17 protein-coding genes and 1 other RNA gene are annotated in these 19,897 nt (G+C 56.5%); 14 read left to right on the plus strand and 4 right to left on the minus strand.

Annotated features, from left to right (window positions below):
• The first annotated feature begins 125 nt into the window (after nucleotides 1-125).
• Genes Q1K07_RS05495 through Q1K07_RS05510 form a run of 4 tightly spaced genes read left to right on the plus strand, consistent with a single transcriptional unit; the run spans nucleotide 126 to nucleotide 4,814 of the window.
• Complete coding sequence (locus tag Q1K07_RS05495; RefSeq protein ID WP_300309069.1) at nucleotides 126-1,679, plus strand: ABC transporter substrate-binding protein; 1,554 nt, start codon at nucleotides 126-128, stop codon at nucleotides 1,677-1,679.
• On the plus strand, nucleotides 1,676-2,614 hold the full coding sequence (locus Q1K07_RS05500) for an ABC transporter permease (RefSeq protein WP_300309071.1): 939 nt from the start codon (nucleotides 1,676-1,678) through the stop codon (nucleotides 2,612-2,614). The genes Q1K07_RS05495 and Q1K07_RS05500 overlap by 4 nt, the downstream gene beginning before the upstream one ends.
• Nucleotides 2,611-3,411 carry an ABC transporter permease gene (locus tag Q1K07_RS05505; protein WP_300309073.1) on the plus strand — a complete coding sequence of 267 codons (801 nt, stop codon included), beginning with the start codon at nucleotides 2,611-2,613 and terminating at the stop codon, nucleotides 3,409-3,411. Before Q1K07_RS05500 ends, Q1K07_RS05505 begins: the two co-directional genes overlap by 4 nt.
• Nucleotides 3,408-4,814: an ATP-binding cassette domain-containing protein gene (locus Q1K07_RS05510; protein ID WP_300309075.1), complete on the plus strand. Its 1,407-nt coding sequence runs from the start codon at nucleotides 3,408-3,410 to the stop codon at nucleotides 4,812-4,814. The genes Q1K07_RS05505 and Q1K07_RS05510 overlap by 4 nt, the downstream gene beginning before the upstream one ends.
• A 102-nt stretch (nucleotides 4,815-4,916) precedes the next feature.
• Here the strand turns inward: Q1K07_RS05510 and Q1K07_RS05515 are convergent, their stop codons facing one another.
• Entirely contained in the window at nucleotides 4,917-5,648 is a 732-nt protein-coding gene (locus Q1K07_RS05515; protein ID WP_300309077.1) for a tellurite resistance TerB family protein, read from the minus strand.
• A gap of 358 nt (nucleotides 5,649-6,006) precedes the next feature.
• Here Q1K07_RS05515 and Q1K07_RS05520 point away from each other — a divergent pair, with 358 nt between their 5' ends.
• The 4 genes from Q1K07_RS05520 to Q1K07_RS05535 are packed head-to-tail and all read left to right on the plus strand — an operon-like array spanning nucleotide 6,007 to nucleotide 10,474.
• On the plus strand, nucleotides 6,007-6,489 hold the full coding sequence (locus Q1K07_RS05520) for a (2Fe-2S)-binding protein (RefSeq protein ID WP_300309079.1): 483 nt from the start codon (nucleotides 6,007-6,009) through the stop codon (nucleotides 6,487-6,489).
• Nucleotides 6,486-8,852, plus strand: a complete 2,367-nt coding sequence (locus tag Q1K07_RS05525; RefSeq protein WP_300309081.1) for a xanthine dehydrogenase family protein molybdopterin-binding subunit — start codon at nucleotides 6,486-6,488, stop codon at nucleotides 8,850-8,852. The genes Q1K07_RS05520 and Q1K07_RS05525 overlap by 4 nt, the downstream gene beginning before the upstream one ends.
• Before the next feature lies 1 nt (nucleotide 8,853).
• Nucleotides 8,854-9,840 (plus strand): XdhC family protein, encoded by a 987-nt coding sequence (locus Q1K07_RS05530; protein WP_300309083.1) that lies wholly within the window; start codon nucleotides 8,854-8,856, stop codon nucleotides 9,838-9,840.
• Nucleotides 9,827-10,474, plus strand: a complete 648-nt coding sequence (locus tag Q1K07_RS05535; RefSeq protein ID WP_300309085.1) for a nucleotidyltransferase family protein — start codon at nucleotides 9,827-9,829, stop codon at nucleotides 10,472-10,474. Before Q1K07_RS05530 ends, Q1K07_RS05535 begins: the two co-directional genes overlap by 14 nt.
• A gap of 106 nt (nucleotides 10,475-10,580) precedes the next feature.
• Here Q1K07_RS05535 and ffs read toward each other — a convergent pair.
• Both ffs and Q1K07_RS05545 read right to left on the minus strand, forming a co-directional pair.
• Nucleotides 10,581-10,677: signal recognition particle sRNA small type (gene ffs, locus Q1K07_RS05540), an RNA gene on the minus strand.
• A 184-nt stretch (nucleotides 10,678-10,861) separates the two neighbouring features.
• The gene (locus Q1K07_RS05545; RefSeq protein ID WP_300309087.1) at nucleotides 10,862-11,902 is read right to left on the minus strand and encodes an AbrB family transcriptional regulator; all 1,041 of its coding nucleotides are present in this window, start codon (nucleotides 11,900-11,902) and stop codon (nucleotides 10,862-10,864) included.
• Between the two features lie 160 nt (nucleotides 11,903-12,062).
• Between Q1K07_RS05545 and Q1K07_RS05550 the strand changes: the two genes are divergently transcribed.
• On the plus strand, nucleotides 12,063-12,821 hold the full coding sequence (locus Q1K07_RS05550) for a TlyA family RNA methyltransferase (protein WP_300309089.1): 759 nt from the start codon (nucleotides 12,063-12,065) through the stop codon (nucleotides 12,819-12,821).
• A 28-nt stretch (nucleotides 12,822-12,849) separates the two neighbouring features.
• Here Q1K07_RS05550 and mscK read toward each other — a convergent pair whose 3' ends face one another.
• Nucleotides 12,850-16,275, minus strand: a complete 3,426-nt coding sequence (gene mscK / locus Q1K07_RS05555) for a mechanosensitive channel MscK (protein WP_300309091.1) — start codon at nucleotides 16,273-16,275, stop codon at nucleotides 12,850-12,852.
• A gap of 245 nt (nucleotides 16,276-16,520) precedes the next feature.
• Between mscK and Q1K07_RS05560 the strand changes: the two genes are divergently transcribed.
• The 5 genes from Q1K07_RS05560 to Q1K07_RS05580 all read left to right on the plus strand — a co-directional run bounded on the left by Q1K07_RS05560 (nucleotide 16,521) and on the right by Q1K07_RS05580 (nucleotide 19,891).
• On the plus strand, nucleotides 16,521-17,684 hold the full coding sequence (locus Q1K07_RS05560) for a phospholipase A (protein WP_300309093.1): 1,164 nt from the start codon (nucleotides 16,521-16,523) through the stop codon (nucleotides 17,682-17,684).
• Between the two features lie 53 nt (nucleotides 17,685-17,737).
• The gene (locus tag Q1K07_RS05565; protein WP_300309095.1) at nucleotides 17,738-18,130 is read left to right on the plus strand and encodes a DUF883 family protein; all 393 of its coding nucleotides are present in this window, start codon (nucleotides 17,738-17,740) and stop codon (nucleotides 18,128-18,130) included.
• Complete coding sequence (locus Q1K07_RS05570) at nucleotides 18,130-18,537, plus strand: phage holin family protein (RefSeq protein WP_300309097.1); 408 nt, start codon at nucleotides 18,130-18,132, stop codon at nucleotides 18,535-18,537. The genes Q1K07_RS05565 and Q1K07_RS05570 overlap by 1 nt, the downstream gene beginning before the upstream one ends.
• A complete protein-coding gene (locus Q1K07_RS05575; RefSeq protein ID WP_300309099.1) occupies nucleotides 18,527-18,841 on the plus strand; it encodes a YqjK family protein in 315 nt (104 codons plus the stop codon). The genes Q1K07_RS05570 and Q1K07_RS05575 overlap by 11 nt, the downstream gene beginning before the upstream one ends.
• A 309-nt stretch (nucleotides 18,842-19,150) precedes the next feature.
• On the plus strand, nucleotides 19,151-19,891 hold the full coding sequence (locus Q1K07_RS05580; protein ID WP_300309101.1) for a ParA family protein: 741 nt from the start codon (nucleotides 19,151-19,153) through the stop codon (nucleotides 19,889-19,891).
• The last annotated feature ends 6 nt before the right edge of the window (nucleotides 19,892-19,897 follow it).

The raw sequence follows: 19,897 nt of genomic DNA on the forward strand, positions 1-19,897 counted from the left end.
CTGCCTCAATTGTGCCATTTCAATTATCGACAAATTGGCTTGCTGGCTAGCCAGCATTATTTCGCTATAGCATTCGCTTCCTTTTCGATTCGCTTGGCCCCTATACCTGGAGCGCTATTAAGCTGATGCGTCGTAAACAATTTTTTGCGATACCACTGCCAGTCCTGCTGGTGGGATTATGTCTAGGGCTGCTGAGTGCCTGCACCCCAAATCAGGATCCGGATTTACTCACCCTTGGGGGTCCCTTCGAGTTCACTAGCCAGGATCCAGCCCGTGATGGTTATATCTATACTCGCATGCAGGTTGCTGAAACCCTGGTAGAAGTTGATGACAAAGGCAATCTCCTGCCAGGGCTCGCCACTGGCTGGGCTCTCAGCGACGACGGACTGACATGGACTTTCGCCTTGCGCGAAGGGGTTCGTTTCCATGACGGCAGCCTGATGGACGCCGCCGCAGTGGTTAACGCCCTACGCATGGCCCGTATGAAACCTGGGGTCATTACCAAGGCCCCTATCACCCATATCGTCGAGACCAGCAAAACATCGATTGCGATTACCATGGCCCAGCCATATCGACCACTTCCTGCAATCATGGCGCATTTCTCAAGTGCAATTCTCTCGCCAGCTTCATTCACTGATGAGGCTCAGGTAGAGTGGATGTACGGCACAGGTCCCTACAAAATCCGTTCATTCGAACCACCCCACCGGCTGGTGGTCTCCCGCTTCGATGACTATTGGGGCGAATCCGCCCACATCGCCAACGCCGCCTATCTTACTGGGCACAGAGCCGAAAGCCGCGCGTTGCAGGTCATGGCCGGACAAACTGACATTATCTATACACTCGACCCTGCCAGCCTGGAGCTGTTGCAACGCCAAAAGCATGTCACTGTCCACTCCGACGTGATCCCCCGCACCATTCAGATCAAGCTCAATGCCAGCCATCCTCTGATGACAGAACGCGATGCACGCCTGGCAATGAGTCTGGCGATCGACCGAGTCAATATCAGCAAGCAAGTGATGCGTGTCACGGGTTCCGAAGCCAACCAGCTTGCACCACCGGCTTTTGCTGACTGGCACCTCGATACATTACCCCCACTACATCATGACCCTGAAAAAGCTCGCGAACTACTTGCGCAGCTAGGCTGGAAGCCTGGTGATGACGGCATCCTCCAACGAGATGGGCAGCGCTTTCAATTGGAGATGATCACTTATGCGGACCGGCCTGAGCTACTGGTGATAGCCACTGTGATCCAGGCGCAATGGCGCGAAGTCGGCATCGACCTGAAAGTGACTGTCGTCAATACCAGCGCGATTCCCCGCAAACACTTGGACGGTACTTTGGAAACCGCACTGGTCGCACGTAACTACGGCAATATCGCTAACCCACTAGGCGTATTCATCGCGGACTTCGGCAATGGAGGCAGTGGCGAATGGGGAGCAACAGGCTGGTATAACGAGCAGGTATCAACACTGCTGAACAGCCTCAGTACAACGACCAGCGAAGCCCAGTATCGCCAGGGAGTGCAACAAGTAACCCACATACTCACTCAGGAGATGCCTGTAATTCCGGTGATTTACTACACCCAACAGACGGCAGTGTCCGAACGGGTCCTCAACTTCACTTTCGACCCCTATGAACGCAATTATCGTATCGCCGAGATGAGGTTCCGTGAACCATGATCAGACTTCTTCTCAAGCGTCTTTTACAGGCCGCTTTTGTGGCCTGGGCAGTGGGGACCATCAGCTTCGTCCTGGTTCGAATGATGTCCAGCGACATTGCCTTTCGCGTCGCTGCCGGGCGCTACGGTTACGATAATGTGGATGCTGCTGCTGCACAGGCCGTCAGTGAGGAACTGGGACTGGACCGCCCCGGCTGGCAATTGTATCTGCACTGGTTATGGGAACTGGCAAACTTCAACCTTGGCAACTCCCTGGTCAGTGGTCTGCCAGTCGCACATGAGATAGGGCACCTGCTGGGTCACAGTCTCTTGCTGGCATTTATCGCTATCTTGTTCGCCACACTCATCGCCTTCCCGGTGGGCCTTTATGCCGCCATGCACGCAAATGGCTGGTTCGACCGTCTAGCACTGTTTGCCTCCAGCATCTTGCGTGCCCAACCGGTATTCGTCATCGGTTTGATCTTGCTTCTGATCTTTGCCTTGCAACTAAAACTACTGCCGGTTGCTGGTTTCTATGACATTCGCTATGTGGTCCTTCCCGGTATCGCACTAGCTTTGGCGCTGGCTGCTGTGTCTAATCGAATAGTGCGCCATAGTGCATTCGATACGATCAATTCTGCATTCTTCCGCTTTGCACGCATTAAAGGACTGAGCTACCCCCAGTCCCTTGTTCGCCATGGATTTCGCAATATGGCCGTCCCGGTGATCGCCTTCATGGGCATTCAACTGATTGCCCTGATCGAAGGCATTGTCATGATCGAATCGCTTTTTTCCTGGCCAGGCATTGGTCATGGGCTGGCCCATGCCATCTTTTCCAGAGATGTACCAATGATTCAAGGCACGGCACTGACAATGGGCCTGATCTTCGTTGTGCTGAATCTATTGGTGGATATTGCCTGCCATGTCATTGATCCGCGAGGGAGAAGAGCAGCATGACTGCAACATGGGGAGGCCTGACCACAGGCCAGAAAAAAGGGGCATTCATCATTCTAGGAATACTGCTATTCGCCCTTCTGGAAGCCATTCTCCACCCTGTGGATCCCGCCTTGCAGAACTTGGACAATACTTTCGCCACGCCCACACTGGCCGAGCCTCTGGGTACGGACCAGTTCGGCCGTAGCATGTTGGCACGAATGGGGGATGCCGTTCGCCTGTCAATGTTTCTCGGCTTGCTCTGCGCTCTGACATCAGCCTGTGTTGGGGTAGCCTTGGGAGTGTTGGCCGGCTGGAGGCAAGGCCTAGTTGATCGAGTCATCTCTTTTCTCGTCAATGTGCTGCTAGCACTGCCGGGGCTGGTACTTATCCTGTTGTTCGCCGCATTGGCACCAGGATCACTCACCATGCTCTACATCGCTATTTCCCTGGTACTGTGGGTGGAGTATTTCCGTGTCGTACGGGCTCTTACTCGCAATGCCGTGGCCTCTTCCCAGATGCAGGCTTCACGAATGTTGGGCTTCGGTACACTCTACTGCTTCCGTCGCCATGTATGGCCGACAATCGTTACTCCAGTAATGACACTGGCAGCCTTTGGTACAGCCAACTCGATTCTCGCACTGGCAGCAGTCGGTTTTGTCTATGTCGGGCTGCAGCCGCCAACCGCAGAGCTCGGTCTAATGATGGTAGAGCTATTCCCCTACTACAGCGATGCTCCCTGGGTACTTGCCCAGCCTATCATTGCCGTATTTCTCATGATCTTTGCTCTCAACCTGCTGGCAGGGAGACATCGTCAATGACCGCATTATTCCAGCTTGAGAACCTGTGCATACATGCCGCAGGGACGTTGCTCGTTGACAACCTGTCTCTCCAGCTCCACCCCGGAGAACGTCTGACAATCCTGGGTGAGACTGGCGCAGGCAAGAGTATCCTGGCGCAAGCCATCATGGGTCTGTTGCCTAGCGGACTGACGCAGACAGGCAGGGTTATTGTTGACGGAAAAGATATTGCAGCCCTTAGCCAGAAAGCCCTTCAGCGTCTATGGGGACGGACACTGACCATGTTGCCGCAGGAGCCATGGCACTCATTGGATCCCTTGATGCGAAGTCATCAGCAAATTGCCGAAGTTCATGAATGTGTCAAGGAGGACGACATGGAAGCCGCCTTGGCACTTGCAGATGATGCGCTGGCGGCAGTGGGACTTGCCGAAGACAGCACAAAATACCCTTTCGAACTTTCCGGTGGCATGGCGCAACGTGTAGCTTTCTGTGCAGCGACGGCAGGAGGAGCTAAGCTGCTGCTTGCGGATGAACCGACCAAGGGGCTGGATGCCAATCAGCGCAATAATCTGGCAGTACTTCTAAACAAACATGCCGAAAACGGTGGGGCTGTCCTGACGATCACCCACGATATCGAGGTTGCACGACAGCTGGGGGGCCAAATCATCGTGATGCGCCAAGGCCAGGTGGTAGAAACCGGCCAAGCCCATGGCTTGTTGCATGCCCCAAAATCCAACTACGCTAGTGAGCTAATCGCAGCCTCACCTCGTCGTTGGCCTTCCAGCAAACAGCCTTTACCCACGAATGATCAAGCACCTGTACTTTCTGCCAGCGGCTTGAGCAAGAAACGTGGCGGCCGCCAACTATTCACCGGATTGGACCTGCAGATACAAGCTGGAGAAGTGATCGGCATCGTGGGTGACAGTGGCTGCGGCAAAAGCACGCTTGGCGATATTCTGCTGGGGCTGCTCAAGCCAGACCAAGGCCAGGTAGAGAGAACATCGACCGTTGCCCTGCACCGTTACCAGAAGCTCTATCAGGACCCACCTGCAGCCTTCGCACCAGATATTCCCTTGCAAGTGCTGTTCAATGACCTGATCGCTCTGCACCAACTGGACAGCACTATGCTGCCTCCCCTGCTGGAACGGCTACGCCTGCGCCCAGAGTTGCTCCAACGTACAGCTTCTTCCGTATCGGGTGGTGAACTCCAACGTCTGGCCATTGCCCGCGCCATGTTACTGGATCCAGTGCTGCTGTTCGCCGACGAGCCTACCTCTCGGCTGGACCCCATCACTGCCAAGGACATCATCGATTTGTTGTGCGAACTGGCCAGAGAGAAACGCTGTGCAGTATTGCTTGTCAGCCATGATGAGGATGTGGTCAATAAGATCTGTCATCGCGTGGTGCGTTTAGCGGAAAAATAGACAGAATGCTCACCTGACCAGAGCATTGCAGCTCAATGGCCCGCACCATGACAATCATGAAGGGCGTCCTCGGGACGCCCATTGATACCGTGTCGTTATCCTTCAACCCGCGTGCAGTTGATTTTCCAGCTCCTTGCGCACACTTTCATCCAATCCCAACGCCCCACCCAGTTCATTCAACCAAGCACGCTCCATGGCGTTTTCATCGCTGACCACAGCGTAGCTGATCAGGTACATTTCGCGCGCGGCCTGAGGAGAGTCCGCCTGACTGGCCAGCGCCTGGGCATCCAACGGTGCCTCGAGCTGACGCTGAACCCAGGCATTCAGTTCGTCATCAGCCCCCAGTTGCCCCATTTGCTCCGTGATCAGTTGCCGCTCCTGGGCATCGATATGGCCATCGGCGCGGGCTGCCATGATCACTGCCTGCAACACGCTGAGGCTACGTTGCTCCTGATCAGAACCCTCCAGGTCCTCGAGTGGGCGTCCTTCACTGGAGGGCGGTTGAGAAGTTGCTGCAGCACCCTGGGAACGCTGCCACGCCTTGAACGCCATCATGCCAAGGCCAGCCAATGCCGCGTACTTGACGGTCTTGCCACCGCCCTTGCCCAGCAACATGCCAAGCGCGCCACCTCCCAGCAGGCTCTTCATGTCCATCCCACTGCCCATGCCAGACCCGCGACTGCCTCCTTGTTTCGCTCCACCCAGGGAGGACGCCACGCTACCGATCAGCCCTCCAACATCAAAACCACCTGAAGACCCACGAGAACTGGACGACGCCTTGCCGCCTCCCTTGGCCTGATTCAGCAACTGATCCAACAGGAACTTGGCATTCATGGTTGCAGCCTCGCTAAATAGAAAGAATGAGAAAGTATAGATCCTACCCGTCTAATGGACGCCCAGATACACCGAACCATCTCATAGCCGAAAGAGCATAATAAATATGACAAGATGCCAACTCCCTGAATATGCTCAACTATGCTCTTCCACTCTCCATGACCTTCCGCTTATAGACAGCCCTCGTATATCAAGCTAATTCTCTACGACAATCAATCTACTGGCGCTTTACGTTTACCCACCTAACTTTTTACCTACACTGTTTTTCTATGCGCTTGCATCAAGGAAGTCTTTACGGGGGACAAAACCGACAAAGACCGGTGTCTCCTGACATGCATGTCAATGAGGAGAATTGCAGATGATCACCCTAACCATCAACGGGCAGAAGCATGAGCTCGATGTACCGGAGCAAATGCCGCTGCTATGGGCATTGCGGGATGTCGTCAAGCTCACTGGAACCAAATTTGGCTGTGGCATAGCACAATGTGGTGCCTGCACGGTACACCTGGATGGAAAGCCAACACGTTCCTGCATCACTCCGGTCTCTACCGCCGCCAAACACGAGATCACTACGATTGATGCCATTGCCGACGACGAAACCGGCAGCCGCGTCCAGCAAGCCTGGTTGGATCTTGGCGTTGCCCAGTGTGGCTATTGTCAGGGTGGTCAGATCATGAGCGCCACGGCCCTGCTCAAGGAAACCCCAGCCCCTAGCGATGAGGAAATCGTCTCGGCAATGAACGGCAACCTGTGTCGCTGCGGTACCTATCAACGCATTCATCAGGCCATTCAGCACGTTGCCGGACATGCACCTGAAGCTGCCAAGGAGGAACAGTCATGAGCAGGGATGTCACCATGCCCCAGACAACCAACAAGCCCCGCGATTCCCTGTTGCTGGCCAACGTCAGCCGCCGCCAGATTCTCAAGGGCATGGTAGCCAGCGGAGCTCTGGTCATTGCCGCACGCTGGAATCTAGCCTGGGCCGAAGAACAGGAATCCACGAAATATGGCGCAGATGGCATGCCACATGGTTGGGTCGATGATCCCAATGTGTTCATCCAGATCGACACCGATGGCAGTGTCACAGTCGTCAATCATCGCTCTGAAATGGGCCAGGGCATTCGCACCAGCCTGGTGATGGTGGTTGCCGATGAACTGGGGGCAGATTGGCAGAAAGTGCGTGTTGAACAGGCCCCGGGCAATGAAGAACGCTACGGCAACCAGGATACCGATGGCTCGCGCAGCATGCGCCACTGGTTCGATCCTATGCGACGTGCCGCCGCCGCGGCCAGGACCATGCTGGAGCAGGCCGCGGCAGCTCAGTGGGAGGTCGATGCCAAGGAGTGCAAGGCTGGAGTCCACTCAGTCAAGCATTCTCCCAGCGGTCGTGAGCTGAGCTTCGGCGAACTTGCTGAAGCTGCCAGCCAGTTGCCGGTACCCGAACGCGACAGCCTGGTGCTCAAACCGCGAGACCAGTGGCGCTACATCGGTCGGGACAATGAGACAGGTCCGTCAGTTTCGAAACGACCTCTTGCTATCGATGGTGCCGATATCGTCGCCGGCAAGGCCACTTACGGAGCCGATGTGTTACTGGATAACATGCTCTATGCCGTAGTGGCACATCCGCCGGTTTACGGTGCCAAACTTGCCAGCGTCGACGACAGTGCCGCCCTGGAAGTCCCCGGCGTCGTCAAGGTGGTAACGATCGAAGGGACACCTCAACCCTCCGCTTTCCATCCACTGGGTGGCGTGGCAGTAGTCGCCGAGAATACCTGGGCGGCCATGGAAGGTCGCCGTGCACTGAAGATCGAGTGGGACAACGATTCTGCTGGCGACAATGCCAATTACAATTCCGATGACTTCCGGGAACAGCTCGAGAAAGTCGTACAGTCCCCCGGCGAGGTCATCCGCAATAGCGGTGACATTGAGGCGGCGCTGGAGAATGCCGAGACACTGCTGGACGCCACCTATTACATGCCCCACCTGACTCAGGCACCTATGGAACCCCCTGTCGCCCAGGTGGTCTTCAAGGACGGCAAGGCTGAAGCCTGGGCCCCCGTTCAGGCGCCACAAGCCACTCGCGATGGCGTGGCAGAGTTGCTGGGCATCGATGCACAGGATGTCACCATCAACGTCACGCTGCTTGGTGGAGGTTTCGGTCGCAAATCAAAGCCGGACTATGTGTTTGAAGCAGCGACACTGGCCAAACAACTGGATGGTCGACCTGTTCGCGTGCAATGGTCACGGGAAGACGATGTCCAGCATTCCTTTTATCACGCAGTGTCCGCGGACCGGCTGGAAGCGGGTCTTGATGCCGATGGCAATGCCATAGGGTGGAGGCACCGCACGGCAGCGCCGACCATCAGTTCACTGTTCGAGCAAGATCCCAAGCACTTGAGTGCTTCTGAACTGGGCATGGGTTTCAACACGATGCCTTTCGATATCCCCAATGTACGCCTGGAAAATCCGGCCGCCCCTGCCCACTTGCGTATTGGCTGGTTCCGGTCGGTATACAACTTGCCTCATGCTTTTGCCATCCAAAGCTTCGTTGCCGAAATGGCAAAAGCGGCCAATCGCGACCATCGTGACTACCTGCTCGAACTACTCGGTCCCGATCGCCAGATCAATCCTCGCGACGTAAACGATAGTTGGAACTATGGCGAAGACCCCAAGCTCTACCCCATCGATATTGCCCGCCTGCGTGCTGTGATCGAAAAAGCCACGGACGCTGCCGAATGGGAACGCGAGCGCCCGGAAGGACGCGGACTGGGGCTGGCGGTACATCATAGCTTCGTGTCTTATACCGCAGTGGTATTCGATGTCGAGGTGGATGATGCCGGTGAACTGACCATTCATAGTGCTGACATTGCCTTTGATTGTGGTCCTCAGATCAACCCGGAGCGCATTCGCTCGCAAATGGAGGGTTCCTGCGTCATGGGAATAGGCATCGCCTTGCATAGCGAGATTACCGCCAAGAACGGCGCCATCGAGCAAACCAATTTCCACCAGTACCTGGTACCACGTATGAGCCATATCCCCAAAGTCACGCGTGTACATTTGATTGGTGATGTACCTGATACCCCTTTAGGTGGCGTTGGCGAGCCTGGTCTTCCACCAATCGCTCCCGCACTATGCAACGCCATCCATGCTGCCTGCGGTAAACGTATTCGCCGTCTCCCTATCAGAAATCAGCTGAAGGCCTGACATGAAACACCTGGATTTGCAGGTCATTGAGCAGGCACTGGCCTGGGCTCGCGAAGGAGAAACCCTGTGGCTATGCACAGTGCTTTCCACCTTCGGCTCGTCACCACGCGAGCCCGGTTCCTGGCTAGTGGCAACAGGCGATGGCCAGCATGTCGGATCGCTTTCAGGCGGTTGTGTGGAAGAAGATTTTCTGGCCAGACTCCAGCACGGAGAGTTCGATCAGCCGGTTACGTTAGTGCGTTACGGAGAAAACCAGGCGATACACACTCAGCAACCGAGCATCACACTACCCTGTGGCGGTATTCTCGAGGTACTGGTTGAACGCCTGGTCCCCGATTCACCTACGTTGGTGCATTTGGAGGTCCTTCACGCCACGTTGCTCGGCCAATGCTGCCTGTTGCGCTGTGTCGACAGCACCAACGGCAGCTTTCGCTTCTTGTCGGACAATGGCATGGGACCTCGTGTGGAGCACGACACCGCGCGCCATCTGATTCAGATGCGCATTGGTCCTTCGGCCAGACTGATCATTGCGGGTGTTTCTCCGGTTTCGGTGGTCTGTGCAGAGTTTGCCAAGGCACTCGGTTTCGAGGTCATCGTTTGCGACCCTCGGGATGAAGCTCGGGATAGCTTCCATGTCTCTGGAGTCGAGGTACAGGCAGTATTGCCTTCCCTGTTCATCAGCTCCGGCGGCTGCCACGCGTCAACTGCGGTGGTCGCACTCAGCCATGACCCTCGCATCGATGACCTAGCCATGATCGAAGCCGTACGTACTCCGGCTTTCTATATCGGCGTGATGGGCTCCCTGAAGACTTCTCAAACCCGCAGGGAGCGCCTGTTGCGCTCTGGAGGTCTGAGCGAAGACGATATTGCTCGGCTGCACATGCCCATTGGTCTGGACCTAGGCAGCAAGACCCCTGCTGAAATCGCCCTGTCCGTGATGGCGGATATTGTACGAGTTCAACGAGACAAGCCCCGTGACCAACTGTGAACGGATCGCCCCCGACACAGCAATCGCTATTGTCCTCGCAGCAGGCTTCTCGCGGCGTTTTGGCACGCAGGACAAGCGCATCAGCCTACTGGTCAATGGGCAGCCGTTGCTTGCTGTCTCAGTGGCCAGGGCTTGCGAAGCCTTCGAACAGGTGTTCGTGGTTCTGCGCGAGGAGGACGACCCGACCGTCCTGGGCCTACCAGATAATGTTGCCGTCCTGCGTGCTCCCCGAGCCCTGCTTGGACTGGGTGCCAGCCTGGGTGATGCCATCGCGGCTATCCGGCGTGATCCGTCCATGGCCAAGGTGAGTGCTGCAGCTATCCTGCTCGGTGATATGCCGGATATTGCCAGCAGTACCCTAAGGGCGCTGTGCCGTCAGTCAGCATCGGACCGCATCATTCGCCCAGTCTTCCTGTCCAGCCACAGCATGTCACCGGGGCATCCTGTCCTTTTCGGGCGGGATTTCTTCAACGAACTGGAACGACTGGATGGAAACGAGGGGGGAAAAGAAATCATCCAACGCCACCGGAATGCCTATCGACAAGTCCACGTTGCCGATCCTGGTGTATGTCGCGATATCGACACACCAGAAGCGCTGGAACGTTGGAGAGATATCGATAACCACAAGGGATAAACACAAGGCGGCTGGTCACCACGACTTATCGCTAGACCATGGCTTACAGATAGAGCCATCACTGCGGCCCAGCCACGCAACCAGTCAGCAGCCATAAAGGAGGCAGCCCCGACAGCCACATCCCGGCACACGCATCCACCACTACCGTTGCTCCCTTCCGGGCCTGGCGGGGTTCGCAGTTTCGCGTTGCGGGAGGACCGACGGGGCCACCACAGCAAGGCAGTCTCGACATTCATGAATTTCAATCTCCATGAATGAAGGTGCCTGATTGAAGGCGCTTGGAAAATCAGCACGTTGTGCTATCTCTCCAAGACGGCAGGCACTATACCAACGCCGCATCGCGACCACAACCCTGAAGTCGAGAAAGTATACATATCTGCCACCGCTTCATTCCTTGGCGACATCCCGCTGGGCCTTGTGCTGTATCCAGCGAGCCAGCATGGGAGCAGCGAACATCAGCAAGATCATTCTGAGCAGATGGTGAAAGGCCACGAATACCGGATCCAGGTTCAGCGCCACAGCGAGAATCGTCATTTCGCCAATACCGCCCGGGGCCAATGCCAACAGCGCCACATCCCGAGGTACACCGACGAAACGGTGAATCAGCTCGGCAAAGACAGCCAGCACCATCAATGCCAATGCCGTGGCTACTGTCGAATCGAGCAACGAGCGAGAGAAAATCGCACCGGATAGACCGCGAAAACGCGCCCCAATGGCACTACCGGTCACCCACAGCACAATATTCATGCCGACAGGAGGCAGGCTGAAATGAGCGATATCAGCAACTGAAGCCAGCGCAGCCAGGATCAACGGTGCCAGCAATTCCGGTGTCGGCAGACGCAGCCTCTTGCCCAGCCAGATAGCTGGCAGTATACCCAGCAGCAGCCAGGCATCTTCCAGCTCCAGAGTTGGCCGAGTCATGCCCGCAGCGGGGTCCTCCAGCATCCAGAACAGAGGCGGCAACAGCAGGATCACCAGAACGATACGCAGCGATTGAGCAATTGCGATACGGGTGGGTTCACCACCACTCTGCTCCCCCATGATGATCATCGCGGTCATGGCACCGGGAGCAGAGGAAAACAACGCGCTGATACCATCAAAGCCTCGACGTCGATACCACCATGCAGCAGCCAACGTGGAGCACGTTATCGCCACCACCAGCAACAGCGCCGACAGCCACCACTCCTGCACCTGGTGAGTCAGTTCCGGTGTTACTCTGGCCCCAAGTACCAGCCCCATCACCCCAAGAAAAACACCACGCAAGCGCTCTGGCACTGCCACATCCACACCACGGCTGGCTAGCAGCAGGTTGGCCACAAGAGGACCAAGCATCCATGCCAGCGGCAAGCCAGTCAGGGAAAATACGCTACCTCCAACAGCTCCCCCGACAAGGGAACGCCCCAGGGCCAGCCAGCGAGAGCGATCCATTTATCCTCCTGTTGTCATGCGCTATCGAAGGAAACACGGAGGAAGTGCCGAACCTGTGGCCCCCATGTCGTGTCATCATAGTTAACCGACTAATCAATCCAGTATGGCATACTTGTGCCGCCAACTTCTTCGGCACCTTGAGTCAGCCACAGGAATTTCCATGCCACGCCTCGATCAGTTGCTTGTCGGCCAGGGCCTTGCCCGCTCTCGAACTCGTGCTCAGCGCTTGATTCGCCACGGACGGGTACGCAGGGCCGATGACGGGAAAATACTGACCCGCCCTGGTGAAAAGTGTCCGGACGATCTGCAACTGGTGGTGGAAGAAGACCCGGAAGAGCGTTATGTGTCCCGTGCCGGACTCAAGCTGGAGGCCGTGATCACGGCACTGGGGCTGGAACTCCAGGACTTTTGTGTACTCGACGTGGGTCAATCCACTGGGGGCTTCAGCGACTGCGCCCTGAGCTTTGGCGCAGCACATGTGATTGGTGTCGAAGTCGGTCATGACCAACTCGACCCGAGCCTGCGCTCAGATCCTCGCATCACCTGCCTGGAAGGGCTCAACGCACGCGCCATGGCCAATGATGCCCGCTTGACAGCAGCCATCGCTCAACATGGTCCTGTCGCCTTGGCAGTGATGGATGTGTCCTTCATTTCTCAGACCTTGATACTGCCGGAAATTGCAGCCCTGCTGCCGTCAGGCAGTAGTCTGGTATCCCTGGTCAAACCTCAGTTCGAAGTCGGCCCAGGCGCAGTCGACGCCCGTGGAGTGGTAGCAGATCCTCGCCGCTATGCCGAGGTCGAAGCGCGCATTCGTGCCGTTTGCACAGAATGCGGCTTCCATATTCTTCACTGGCAGGATAGTCCGATCCTAGGCGGCGACGGCAACCGCGAGTTTCTGCTCCAGGCCATGCGGCGCTGATCCGGCGCGGCCTGGAGCAGACAGCGCATCAACGCCCGCCGCCATCTCCCCCGCCGTCACCATCGCCAATGCTGACATCACCAGGATCACCCGTGCGACCCATCGGTGGCTGCTCCGAGTCACCGGGTCGGGCGGGGCGACTGCCCCAGCTTTCATGGCTGGCATGCTGGATATGTACATCCATCTTCTCGAAGGCAATGCGAATGCCATGTTCAGCAAACAAGTCACCAACGGCACCATTGACCTCATCGGTGGCAGGCAGCCGGTCACCCAAAGCGTTGACGTAGATGCGCAGTTCATACTCCATGGCACTGGACGTGTATGCCATGAAGAAAATTTCTGGAGGCGGATCCGACAATACACGAGGGTTGTCATGGGCCGCCTGCACCAGCAAACGGTGAACCACGTGCCTGTCCGCATCATGGCTAACCCGATAGTGCAGCGTTACCCGAGTCACACTGTCCGACAATGACCAGTTGATCAACTGATCGGTGACGAAGGTCTTGTTGGGAATGATGATTTCCTTGCGATCAAAGTCTGTCACCGTCGTGGCGCGAATACGGATACGGCTGACCGTACCGGTGAGATTGCCCAGTGTAATGGTGTCCCCGATACGCACCGGCCGTTCAAACAGGATAATCAAGCCGGAAATGAAGTTGGCAAAGATCTCCTGCAGGCCAAAACCAAGACCCACGCCCAGTGCCGCTACCAGCCACTGTAACTTCACCCAGGACACCCCAAGGGTTGCCAGTGCCATCACCGTGCCGGTGCCGACAATGGTGTAGGAAAGCAGCGAAGTAATGGCGTAGGAACTCCCCTGCTTCAGTTCCAGGCGGGACAATACCAATACTTCGAGCAAGCCAGGCAGGTTACGCGCCAGCATCATCGTCAGTCCTGCGATGAACAGCGCTACCACCACATCCGCCACACTGAGGCGATCCTGCAGCGCCTCGGCGCCTTCTCCTGCGGCTCCTTCCACCAGGGTCACGTTATCGAGATAGCCAAGCACGGCGAGAAAGTCAGCCCATACCAAATACAGCAGCGCGGCAAAGCCAAGAGTCAGAATCAGCTTGGAGAAGCGCAGAGACTGCTGATTGACCTGCTCCATATCCAGCGGTGGCTCTTCAACGATATCCAGGCCACGCTCGCTCTCGTCCTGGGTCATCGCCCGGCGCCGGGCCAGGGCACGGCGATAGGCAAGGCGTCGGGCCGCCACGGCCAGTCCTCGCACCACTGCGGCTTCAACCAGAATCCAGACACCTAGCAGATACAGCGTAAAGCCGAAGCGGCTGACCAGGCTGAGTGCCGAATAGACATAGCCATACAGCACGGCCCCACCAATCACCAACGGTATCATGGCCATGAGCAGCCCCAGGATCAGGCGGAACAGTTTGATACCGAAGAACGGTGTATGGGCCATGATCAACTTGGCCATAGAAATGCTCATGCCAGTCAGGCCGATCAGCAATAATCCCAGCCCTAACGGACGCTGATTGAATGTTACCGCCGCATCCCGCGCCAACGGCGCAATCAGCAACACCGGTATGAGGCTGACGCCAAGCCATAACATCCACCAGCGCAGCTTCTGCACATAACCCAGTGGCCAGTGGAAATGGCGCCGGGCGACACCATCATTCACCAGCAGACGTCTGGCCCAGGCCACCACTCCCCATGCCAGGGACAGCTGGACCACAGACTGCCCTATGCTGACCGCGACTCCCGCTCCACCCAATTCCAGAACCAGGCCAAAGGCCAGCAGAGCCAATGGTGCAGGCGCTGCAAGCAAGGCATTGAGAATAACCGCCTTCGGTGTATGCAACTGAGTATCAAAACGCAGGCGCCCGATCTGTTCATGTATCACCAACAGGTGTCGCTTGATCTTTCGGCGCAGCAATAGCAGCACGAGAGCAAGCAGCAACACAGGCAAGGCCGACCAGGCACCAGAATCAGGCCAGCGCCAGTTGTTGGGCAGCACCCTGCGCCACTCTCCCTGGGTCCACTCGCTGACAAAGTGCTCCGGCAAGCGCTTCAACCAGGCCAGATCGATTGGCCGGGCATTGGCTACCCAGAACAGTTGCTCGTCGATGCTCTTGCGCAAAGACTCGCTGATGGACAGCAGTTGCTGCTGATTGAGTTGCAGCTCAATGGCCGATGTCAGCATATCGCCATAGATCGGCTCCAACTGGCCGATCAGATCGCGGCGGGAGCGATAGAGTTGTTCAAGTGGGGGAACCAAGGATTCCATATCATCATCCTTGACACCCGCATCTTCCAGCGCCTGGCGTGCCAGACGCTCAGGAAAACGCAGTTGTTCACGCTGTTCGTCCAACTCGAACTGTTCTAGACGCAGGTCAGCAATATTGTCACGCAGCTCCCGGCGCGGCTCGACATTCGGCAAGGCCTCGCGCTGTTCACGCAGAATACGTGACAGCAGCACACTGCCACGCACCGCTTCAATATTCTGACTCAGCCCCTGTTGCATACGGCGGACACGGTCCAGTTGGCGACGCACATCGAGGCTGTCGCGAACCAGTTCGTTGGACTTGGAAGTGGCATCCAACAGATCCAATGACAACTGACGATTGTCCTGCTGAGCCTGACGAATCACTGGATGAGCGGCTACCGCCTCGGGTTCATCCTTCACTGCCTCGGCAATGGCCTGCTCGGATCTCTCCCGTCGCAGCATGTCGACCCTGCCCTGCAAGGCCGATACCCAGGCCTCGACGCTGGCCACTTCCACCTCAAGCAATTCAGAGCGCTGCTGTAACAGTTCTCGAAAGCGAGTATTGGTGTTGAGCTGGTGCTGGCTCAGGCGCAACTGTTCTTCGTCCAGCAACTGGCGAGACAGGTATGCAAGACGCTGGGGGTCGTCGTCAGGCACATCGCCTCGATCGAAATCTTCCATTGCCAGGCGCGTTTCATCGAGACGCTGTAGGGTATCCGAGATGGTCTGCTGGGCTCGTTCGGGAAGGGTGCGCGCGCCCAGCAGTTCGCTTTGTACTTCCGTCAGGGCATCCTGTTCCTGCCGCAATTTGTGATTGGCCTGACGCAGTTGTGCTTCCAGCTCGGCGAACGTCATGCCTTCCAAGGCCCCCGCATCAAAGCCAGGCGACTCCTGGCGTTGACGCAGCTTTTCTTCCAGTTGCTCGATCCCCTGAGGTGCCTCCTCAAGGTGCTTGTCCAGCTCATCGAACTGGTGACGAATATCAGCCAGTTTATCCAGTGAGTCTATTGTCTCTGTCAGGGCGTCAATATCCTGCTGAGCCGACTCGCTGGGCGGATCACCGGCACTGGCAAGGCGTTCATCGAGCCGCTTCTGCAACTGCTCCTTGCTCGGTAACGCCTCGGTATCAGTCTGCTGTGCCAGGGAACAGGTGCTGAACAGTGTCAATAACACTGCCAGCAATAGCCAGACCACTCTGGTACGAACGGGAATACGAATATGGCGCATCATGTAGTTGCATTTCCTGGCACGGCATAATTTCCTGGCATGGTGTTGTTTCCTGACACGAAATAGCTTCCTGGTACGATAGGATCTGCTGATGGTTGGTCGTTTCCTACCCTGGCACAGAAGAAACACGAGATTTTCAACGCAGTGTGTCAATATGGCAATCTTTCGCAATTTACTTGCACAAAGTTGACTTGCCATTCTGCCATGGTAGAACCATTCACCAACTTCCACTCACTATGGGTAGGCCCATGATGAAACGTCTCACTGTGTTGGCGACGCCGATGTTGATCCTCGGCATCACCTCCTCGGCCTCGGCTCAGTCGACCCTGAGCGATGCCGAACGTGCTGCAATGGAGGCCCGTGTCAAGGCGCTGAAGGCCGAACTCGCACAGCTGGAGACACGACTGGAAGCAGACCAGAGCCCTTTTGCTGAGCCTGCTCCCAGCATGCCCGAGCCAGATGTGGCAACGCGAACCACGGCGACACAGGCACCTGCTTCTGCTGAGACGCAGGAAGCCGCCGTTACCGAGACGACGGCATATGTCAGCCCTGTCGCTGTGGCTGCCGCCGACACCATTCAACCAGAACCTACCATTGAAACTACGGTAAGCAGGCGGCGTGAGCTAGAGCGGGAGTCCAATAGCAATCCTTTTGCGATTACCGCCTACAAGCGTAATTACTTCCTCCCCATCAGCTACAACAAGAACCCCAATTCGGAGCCCTTCCAAGACGGGGATGGCAGCGTCCCGGATATCGAGAACACCGAAATCAAGTTCCAGTTCAGTGCCAAGGTGAAGGTCGCCGATAATGTGCTGTTCGACAACGCTGACCTGTACTTCGCTTACACCCAGCGCAGTTGGTGGCAGGCTTACAACAGCGATAACTCGGCGCCCTTTCGCGAGACCAACTACGAGCCAGAAGCCTATCTGGAATTCAACAACGATTACCACCTGTGGGGCTGGACCAACACCACTAACCGTGTCTCGTTCACGCACCAGTCCAATGGTCGCTCCGAGCCTCTTTCGCGTAGCTGGAACCGCCTGATCCTGACATCGACATGGGTCAACGATGATTGGGCTGTTTCCCTTGCCCCCCATTGGCGGGTTCCCGAAAATGAGAATGAAGACGATAACCCTGACATCGAGGATTACGTTGGCTATGGTGACATCACCATCGCTCACGAAATGTTCAACAACCACGAAGCCAGTCTGATGGTGCGTGGCAATCCAGGAAAGGGCAACTACGGCTCACAGCTTGATTATTCCATTCCCTTGTTCGGGAAAGTGCGTGGCCACCTGCAGTACTACTATGGTTACGGTGAGAGCTTGATCGACTACGATGATCGCTCCAACCGAATCAGCTTAGGCTTCAGTCTCAATCCACTGTTTTCAACCGGTACCTATAGCCAGTAACCTGCGTATATCCCATCATCCACGAAGCAGCCCTTATGTCAGAGGACGATCCCATGGCAAATCAAAGAGCAAGCAAGAAGGACGATTCGCAGCAACACAATACCAGTGCATCGGCGAACCAGCTCAAGGAAGATCTGCAACACCTCTCCCAGACTCTGGAAGAACTGCTCAGCGCGACCTCCGACGAAGTGGGCAGTGGTGTCAGTGAAAACGTCAAGGCCTGGCGGAGTAAAGCCGAAGACAGCCTCAAGCATGCCAAAGCTCGCTTGAATGATATGGAGGGACATATCAAGGAGCGTGGGGAACGCGCCTATCGTCAGACCCGTGATAGTGTTGCCCACCAGGTCGATGCCTGTGACCATTATGTCCATGAAAATCCATGGAAGGCCGTCGGTGTCGGCGCAGCGGTAGGCGTCATTGTTGGCCTGTTGATCGGACGGCGCTGATGCCACAGTCCCAGGGACCGGTACAACGGCTATGGCAGGCCGGCAAGAATGTCCTGATGACCTTGCTGGCCACAGGTGAGACGCGCCTGCGGCTGATCGTGCTTGAGCTCGAGGAAGAGCGTGCGCGCCTCATTACCTTGCTGATGCTAGTCGGCATCAGCCTGATCCTGCTGATGCTGGGCATCACCGCCCTGACGGCGTTAGTGGTGGTGGTCTTCTGGGAGACTTACCGGCTTCAGGCCCTGGCCATTTGTACCGCCGTACTTCTAGGAGGCGGCTTATGCCTGGCCTGGTATTGCCTGCGCCTGGCCAAGCGTCGCACGCTTTTTGTCAGCACCCTCAAGCAACTGGCCCTGGACAGGGAAATCGCCGAAGGGGAAAGGCAGGAGAGTGGCAATGACCGCTGACACGCCGGGGAAAAAGCATCGTTCCCGAGTCTCTACCAGGCAACGAAAGGCCGAGCTTGAAGCAACCATCGAGCAACAACGCTTGATGCTTCTTGAGGCAACTCGGGAATGGCACCAAGCGGGTCAGAAAATCGACCGTGGCTTTACCCGGCTTATCCCCTTCCGCACCCCACTTCTGATAGCAGGCGGGGTAGCATTGTTGCCATTGCTGCGGCGCCCTGGCCATATCGTGCGGATCGCCCGCAAAGCAGCCACTACCGCCTTTATCGCCAACCGCGCTCTGCGGCTTTTTAGAACTCGCTAAAACCGCTTTTTCTGCTCAAAAGTCCTTATGTATTGCTACCCTTCGCCAGGCAAAAGAAAGGCCTTTCTTGACATCGTAAAAGGCGTTTTTCCGAACCTGGCAAAGCACCTTCTACGTCAACCTGTCTATACAACATTGCAAAATAACACCGTTTTTTCTTGCCCGAAAATCTTCAAAACATCCTAAAGCGCCATGATTCAGTGGTACGATAGGAGCAAGAAACAAGGCTTTCACATACATAAAAAATAACGAGCCTCTAAAGCAGTTAACATCAAAACAGTTAGCCGCAAACTAACGGGAAGCTCCAGCATGCGAATGCTTTCGCTCTACAGCATCAAAGGTGGGGTGGGCAAGACCGCTTCTGCCGTCAATCTTGCGGCGGAAGCCGCAAATCATGGCCTCCGAGTGCTGTTGTGGGATCTTGATCCTCAGGCTGCCACGACCTTCTACCTGAAGATCAAGCCACGTATACGTGGTGGAGTGAACAAGCTGGTCAAGGGTAAGTCCTCTTTCGACAAGGTCATCCGCTCTACCGCGATGCCAAACCTCGATGTGCTGCCCGCATCTCTAGAATCCCGAAGCCTGGACCAGTTGTTGGAAAAGCGTGGTACCAGCCATTTGCGCCAGATGCTCCACGAAGTTCGCAATGATTACGACCTGATCGTGCTGGACTGCCCTCCGACACTCTCCCATCTGTCGGAAAACATGTTCACCAGTGCCGACGCCCTGCTCGTCCCGATCGTGCCAACCACCCTTTCCCTGCGCACCCTGGACCAGCTACAGAGTTTTCTCGATGACGAAGACCTGGCCTGCCCGGTATGGCCATTCGTCACCTTGGCCGACCGCCGACGCACTCTGCATCGGGACATCATGGATACTCTGGGAACGCAATGGCCACTGCGCATGTCGACAGTCATTCCCGCCGCCAGCGCTGTAGAACGCATGGGTGTGGAGCGTGCGCCGTTATGCTCTTTTGCGCCGCACAGCCCAGCCAACAAGGCATACCAGGCACTCTGGAAAGAACTCCACCAGCGCCTGGGAATCGCGTGACAGGCC

The organism is Halomonas sp. (genome assembly GCF_029263665.1).
GTDB lineage: Bacteria > Pseudomonadota > Gammaproteobacteria > Pseudomonadales > Halomonadaceae > Halomonas.

Excerpts from the sequence above, each read along its gene's own strand:
- Q1K07_RS05495 (WP_300309069.1), top strand. The coding sequence starts at position 126 with ATGCGTCGTAAACAATTTTTTGCGATACCACTGCCAGTCCTGCTGGTG.
- Q1K07_RS05500 (WP_300309071.1), top strand. The coding sequence starts at position 1,676 with ATGATCAGACTTCTTCTCAAGCGTCTTTTACAGGCCGCTTTTGTGGCC.
- Q1K07_RS05505 (WP_300309073.1), top strand. The coding sequence starts at position 2,611 with ATGACTGCAACATGGGGAGGCCTGACCACAGGCCAGAAAAAAGGGGCA.
- Q1K07_RS05510 (WP_300309075.1), top strand. The coding sequence starts at position 3,408 with ATGACCGCATTATTCCAGCTTGAGAACCTGTGCATACATGCCGCAGGG.
- Q1K07_RS05515 (WP_300309077.1), bottom strand. The coding sequence starts at position 5,648 with ATGAATGCCAAGTTCCTGTTGGATCAGTTGCTGAATCAGGCCAAGGGA.
- Q1K07_RS05520 (WP_300309079.1), top strand. The coding sequence starts at position 6,007 with ATGATCACCCTAACCATCAACGGGCAGAAGCATGAGCTCGATGTACCG.
- Q1K07_RS05525 (WP_300309081.1), top strand. The coding sequence starts at position 6,486 with ATGAGCAGGGATGTCACCATGCCCCAGACAACCAACAAGCCCCGCGAT.
- Q1K07_RS05530 (WP_300309083.1), top strand. The coding sequence starts at position 8,854 with ATGAAACACCTGGATTTGCAGGTCATTGAGCAGGCACTGGCCTGGGCT.
- Q1K07_RS05545 (WP_300309087.1), bottom strand. The coding sequence starts at position 11,902 with ATGGATCGCTCTCGCTGGCTGGCCCTGGGGCGTTCCCTTGTCGGGGGA.
- Q1K07_RS05550 (WP_300309089.1), top strand. The coding sequence starts at position 12,063 with ATGCCACGCCTCGATCAGTTGCTTGTCGGCCAGGGCCTTGCCCGCTCT.
- mscK (WP_300309091.1), bottom strand. The coding sequence starts at position 16,275 with ATGATGCGCCATATTCGTATTCCCGTTCGTACCAGAGTGGTCTGGCTA.
- Q1K07_RS05560 (WP_300309093.1), top strand. The coding sequence starts at position 16,521 with ATGATGAAACGTCTCACTGTGTTGGCGACGCCGATGTTGATCCTCGGC.
- Q1K07_RS05565 (WP_300309095.1), top strand. The coding sequence starts at position 17,738 with ATGGCAAATCAAAGAGCAAGCAAGAAGGACGATTCGCAGCAACACAAT.
- Q1K07_RS05570 (WP_300309097.1), top strand. The coding sequence starts at position 18,130 with ATGCCACAGTCCCAGGGACCGGTACAACGGCTATGGCAGGCCGGCAAG.
- Q1K07_RS05575 (WP_300309099.1), top strand. The coding sequence starts at position 18,527 with ATGACCGCTGACACGCCGGGGAAAAAGCATCGTTCCCGAGTCTCTACC.
- Q1K07_RS05580 (WP_300309101.1), top strand. The coding sequence starts at position 19,151 with ATGCGAATGCTTTCGCTCTACAGCATCAAAGGTGGGGTGGGCAAGACC.